The sequence below is a fragment of the Azospirillum sp. B506 genome, assembly GCF_000333595.1.
In the GTDB taxonomy this organism is placed as follows: Bacteria; Pseudomonadota; Alphaproteobacteria; order Azospirillales; family Azospirillaceae; genus Azospirillum.
The window spans coordinates 1-5,054 of sequence record NZ_BADK01000946.1 but is presented as its reverse complement, the minus strand read 5'-3'; the positions used below and the strand labels follow the sequence as shown (position 1 = coordinate 5,054).

The window sequence follows — 5,054 nt, the reverse complement described above, 5'->3', positions numbered from 1 at the left end:
AAATTGTCAAAAGCCATGATAATCAGAAAAACGACATTGACATATGCCGGCCATGCGTGAAAAATGCCAACACCAAGCGACAAGAATGCAGTGGGAGGGCGGAACGCCATGAACACTTCGTCACCGGGACATCGCCCGGTTGACCAGCGCTGGGGCCGGTTGATCGACGAGGTGATCGCCGGCCGCTGGACCAACCCCGACACCGGACGTCCGGCCAGCGTGCCCTTCGAATCCATCGTCATCGCCGACAGCCTGGCGGGCGCAGAAGCCGATCTGGTCCGCCGCTGCCTGGGCGACAAACGGGTCGCGGTCGTGTCCGACCCGGCCACCCGCGACGCGCAGGGCGCGGCGGTGGCTCGGGCCCTGGGAGACTCGGCGATCGAGGTCGTCCTCGACCATCCTCATGCCGACGAGGATCAGGTCGAGCATCTGCGCGAACGGACGCGGGGCGCCGAGGCGCTGGTGGCCGTCGGATCGGGGACCATCAACGACCTCTGCAAATATGTGACGGCGACCGACGACCGCCCTTACTGCGTGTTCGGCACGGCACCGTCGATGAATGGCTACACCTCGACCACGGCGTCGATCACGCTACGGTCGGGGTTGAAGACCACCCAGCGCGCCCATGCGGCCCGTGGGGTGTTCATCGACCTCCAGGTCAACGCCGCGGCGCCGCGATACCTGATCGCATCGGGGTTCGGCGACAGCATCTGCCGCTCCACCGCGCAGATCGACTGGTACTTCTCGCACCGCCTTCTCGGCACCGCCTATCTCGAAGCGCCCTTCGCCCTTCAGATGGAGGATGAGCGCGAGATGTTCGAACGCTCCGCCGCCATCGGACGCAGTGATCCCCAAGCCATCGGCTATCTGCACCGCATTCTGACCCTGTGCGGGCTGGGGCTCAGCATCGCCGGCATGAGCCATCCCGGCTCGATGGGCGAGCATCAGATCTCCCACTGGCTCGACAGCTTCGCCGGCGACGGCCATCCGGGAACGGTGCACGGCCAGCAGGTCGGCCTGACCTCGATCACCATGGCCCGCCTGCAGCAGGCGATCCTGGCCGACCCGCGCCCGCCCAGAATCCGACCCACCGTGGTGGATGAGGACGGCATCAGGCGCCGCTATCCCGCCGCAGCCGTCGGCATGTGTCTGGCAGCGAGCAAGGCCAAGGCGATGGACGAAGCCGCCTGCGACATCTTCAACGACAGGCTGGAGCGGGCATGGCCCGCCCTGCGGGAACGCCTGTCCGCCATGGCGATCCCCGCCGAAGCGCTGACCCGCCATCTGCGGAACGCCGGCGGCGGCACCACCGCGGCGGAGTTGGGCTTCGACCCCGCCCTTTATCGGAAAGCCGTTCTGTACGCACGCGAGATCCGGGATCGATACTCCTTCCTGGATCTGGCCGCGGATATGGGAATCCTTGAAGATTTCGTCGCGCAGGAGGGATGAGCATGCGTCCAGTGTCCAGCCTGCCGGATGCCCGGCTCAGGGAGGTCCGGGCGGTCTTCACCGACATCGACGACACCCTGACCTCCGACGGCCGCCTGCCGGCCGACGCCTACACCGCCTTGGAACAGTTGCACGAGTCCGGTCTCGCGGTGGTGCCGATCACCGGCCGGCCGGCCGGCTGGTGCGACATGATCGCCCGCTTCTGGCCGGTGGCGGGCGTGGTCGGTGAAAACGGCGCCTTCTATTTCGCCTACCAGCGCGAGGAGCGGCGGATGGTCCAGCGCTTCTTCGCCAGCCCGGAGGAGCGGCAGGCCAATCGTGCCCGGCTCGATTGCCTGCGCGAGACCATCCTGCGGGAAGTCCCCGGCACCGGCATCGCATCCGACCAGCTCTACCGCGAAGCCGATCTCGCCATCGACATCTGCGAGGATGTGCCGCCACTGCCCAAGCCGGCGGTCGAGCGGGTCCTCCGCATCTTCGCCGACGCCGGCGCCATCGCCAAACTCTCGTCGATCCATGTCAATGGCTGGTTCGGCGATTACGACAAGCTGTCGATGGCCCGGCTGTTCGCCGCCGACATCCTGGGATTCGATCTCGACGCGGAAAAGGAGCGCGTCGTCTTCATCGGCGACAGCCCGAACGATGGCCCGATGTTCGGCTTCTTCCCCAATTCCTGCGGCGTCGCCAACATCCGCGACTTTGCCGACAGCGGCGTCGTCCTGCCGGCCTATGTGGCGGACGGCCATGGCGGCAGCGGCTTCGTGGAGATCGCCCGCCGCATCCTCGATGCCCGCGCCGCCGGAACGCCTGCCGCCGTCACCCCGGCCGCGGTTTCCCCGGACAATGGAATGAGCGCCCATGTCTGAGTTCAAAAAGCCTGACATCTACGACATCGCGATCGTCGGCGGCGGCATCAACGGCTGCGGGCTGGCGCGGGACGCGGCCGGCCGCGGCCTGAAGGTCTTTCTGTGCGAGCGCGACGACCTTGGCGGCGCGACATCGTCGGCTTCCACCAAGCTGCTGCACGGCGGTTTGCGCTATCTCGAACATTACGAGTTCCGTCTCGTGCGCGAGGCGCTGAAGGAGCGGGAGATTCTGTGGGGCATCGCCCCGCACATCGTGCGGCCGCTGCGTTTCGTCCTGCCACAGGCCGCCGGCATGCGGCCCGCCTGGCTGTTGCGGCTCGGCCTGTTCCTGTACGACCATCTCGGCGGGCGGGACCTGCTGCCGGGAACCGCGGTGCGGGACCTGTCCGGCGGCCCGCTGGGACAGGGGCTGCGCCCGGAGCTGTGCCGCGGCTACGAATATTCGGATTGCTGGGTCGAGGACAACCGTCTGGTCATCCTGAACGCCCGCGCCGCGGCGCGGGCGGGTGCGACGATCATGACCCGGACCTCCTGCCTGTCGGCAAGGGCGGTCGGCGGACGATGGACATTGACCCTGGAGGACCGGCTGGGCGGCCGCAACCACGAGATCCAGGCCCGCGTCCTGGTCAACGCCGCCGGCCCCTGGGCCACAGGCGTCGCCGCCGACATCGCCCGCCGTCCGCCCAAGGGGCGGACCCGCCTCGTCCAGGGCTCGCACATCGTGGTGCGGCGGCTGTACGATCACGACCGTTGCTTCATCTTCCAGAATGGTGACGGCCGGATCGTCTTCACCATTCCCTACGAGGACGATTTCACGCTGATCGGAACCACCGACCGCGACTATGCCGGACCGCTGGACTCGATCACGGCCAGCGACGACGAGATCGGCTATCTCTGCAAGGCGGTGAGCGGCTACTTCCGCCGTCCGGTGACGCCGGCCGACGTGGTGTGGAGCTATTCCGGCGTCCGCCCGCTCTACGACGACGGCACGGATGCCGCCCAGAAGGCGACCCGCGACTATACGCTCGAACTCGACGAGAGCGCGGCCGCTCCCCTGCTGTCGATCTTCGGCGGCAAGATCACCACCTACCGGCGCTTGGCGGAGGCCGTTCTCGACAGGCTGGCGCCGCATTTCGAGCCCGGCCTGCGCGATCAGATCGCCGCGCGCCGGGGCTGGACCGGGCGCGTCTGCCTGCCGGGCGGCGATTTCCATTGCCAGGGCTTCGCCGGACAGGTCGAAGCACTCGCCACCGCCCACCCCTTCCTGACGGCGGAGCAGGCGGTGCGCATGACCCGCTTCTATGGCACCGAAGCGCTTGCCATGCTGGCCGGCGCCCGCGACGCCTCCGCCCTTGGACGCGACTTCGGCGCCGGGCTGACCGAGGCCGAGATCGACCATATGCGGCGCAACGAATGGGCCGTGACCGCCGAGGATGTGCTGTGGCGGCGCAGCAAGCTGGGGCTCCGGCTCGACCGGCGCCAGGTGCAGGCGATCCGCGACAGCATGAGCGGCCTGATGACGGCTGCATGAGAATGGCGGCCTGAGCCGTCTCATCAGGGAACCGACACGCGACAACGACATGACAGAGGCAGCCTGACGATACGACCGCAACGATGAGGAAGACCCGGAGGACCCGAGACGGTCCGCAAAAGAAACGGGCTTCCCACCAACCAGGGAGGAAATACGATGTTTCTCGGCATCGATCTCGGCACGTCCGGAGTGAAGGCGCTGCTGATCGACGACGGTCAGCGCCTCATCGGCGAAGCGTCGTCGCGTCCGCTCGACGTCCAGCGTCCCCAACGCGGCTGGTCGGAGCAGCATCCGGAGCTGTGGTGGCAGGCCGTCTGCGAAACGGTCGACCGCCTGGCCGCCGACCATGGCCACGCCCTTGCCGCCGTCCGCGGCATCGGCCTGTCCGGGCAGATGTACGGGGCGACGGTCCTCGACGCGGCCGACACCCCGCTACGCCCGGCCATCCTGTGGAACGATACCCGGTCCGGGCAGGAATGCCGCGAACTGGAGGCCCGCGAACCGGACCTGCGGAAGCTTGCCGGCCGGCGGGCGACCCCCGGCGTCACCGCTCCCAAGCTGCTCTGGCTGCGCCGGCACGAACCGCGCGTCTTCGAACGGATCCGCACCGTCCTGCTGCCCAAGGACTATATCCGCCTGAAGCTGACCGGCGAGAAGGCGTCGGACATGGCCGACGCCTCCGGCACCTTGTGGATGGAGGTCGCGAGGCGGGACTGGTCGGACCGTCTGCTGGCGGCCAGCGACCTCGACCGCGACCGGATGCCCCGGCTGGTCGAGGGAACCGAACCGTCCGGCACCCTGCGGGCCTCGCTGGCCGAACGCTGGGGCATGACCGGGCGCCCGGTGGTGGCGGGCGGAGGCGGCGACAATTCCTGCGGCGCCTGCGGCAGTGGCATCGTCGAGCCCGGGGCCGGCATGGTGTCGCTCGGCACCTCGGGCGTGCTGTTCGTCGCCACCCGCGACTCCCGCCCCAGCCTGGACTGCGCCATCGAGACGCTGTGCCACGCCGTTCCCGGCGTCTGGCACCAGATGTCGGTGATCCTGTCCGCCACCTCCTGCCTCAACTGGCTGGGCCGCATGCTGAAACGCCCCGCCGGCGAACTGGTGGCGGATCTCGGGCCGGAACGGCGCTTGGCCTCCAGCCTGCTGTTCCTGCCCTATCTCGATGGCTGCTGGTCGCCGCAAGACGACGCCGACGTGCGCGGCGC

General features: G+C 68.5%; 4 protein-coding genes. All 4 read left to right on the top strand.

Going from position 1 to position 5,054, the window contains the following annotated elements; all coding sequences use genetic code 11:
- Nucleotides 1-108 precede the first annotated feature (108 nt).
- A complete protein-coding gene (locus I71_RS29240; protein WP_042702675.1) occupies nucleotides 109-1,449 on the top strand; it encodes a sn-glycerol-1-phosphate dehydrogenase in 1,341 nt (446 codons plus the stop codon).
- Between the two features lie 2 nt (nucleotides 1,450-1,451).
- Entirely contained in the window at nucleotides 1,452-2,315 is an 864-nt protein-coding gene (locus I71_RS29235) for an HAD-IIB family hydrolase (protein WP_042702672.1), read from the top strand.
- Entirely contained in the window at nucleotides 2,308-3,846 is a 1,539-nt protein-coding gene (gene glpD, locus I71_RS29230; RefSeq protein WP_042702669.1) for a glycerol-3-phosphate dehydrogenase, read from the top strand. The genes I71_RS29235 and glpD overlap by 8 nt, the downstream gene beginning before the upstream one ends.
- 156 nt (nucleotides 3,847-4,002) lie before the next feature.
- The coding region (gene xylB, locus I71_RS29225) for a xylulokinase (RefSeq protein ID WP_042702667.1) at nucleotides 4,003-5,054 on the top strand (1,052 nt) is incomplete at its 3' end.

Coding starts and splice junctions, on each gene's coding strand:
- I71_RS29240 (WP_042702675.1), top strand. CDS start 109: ATGAACACTTCGTCACCGGGACATCGCCCGGTTGACCAGCGCTGGGGC.
- I71_RS29235 (WP_042702672.1), top strand. CDS start 1,452: ATGCGTCCAGTGTCCAGCCTGCCGGATGCCCGGCTCAGGGAGGTCCGG.
- glpD (WP_042702669.1), top strand. CDS start 2,308: ATGTCTGAGTTCAAAAAGCCTGACATCTACGACATCGCGATCGTCGGC.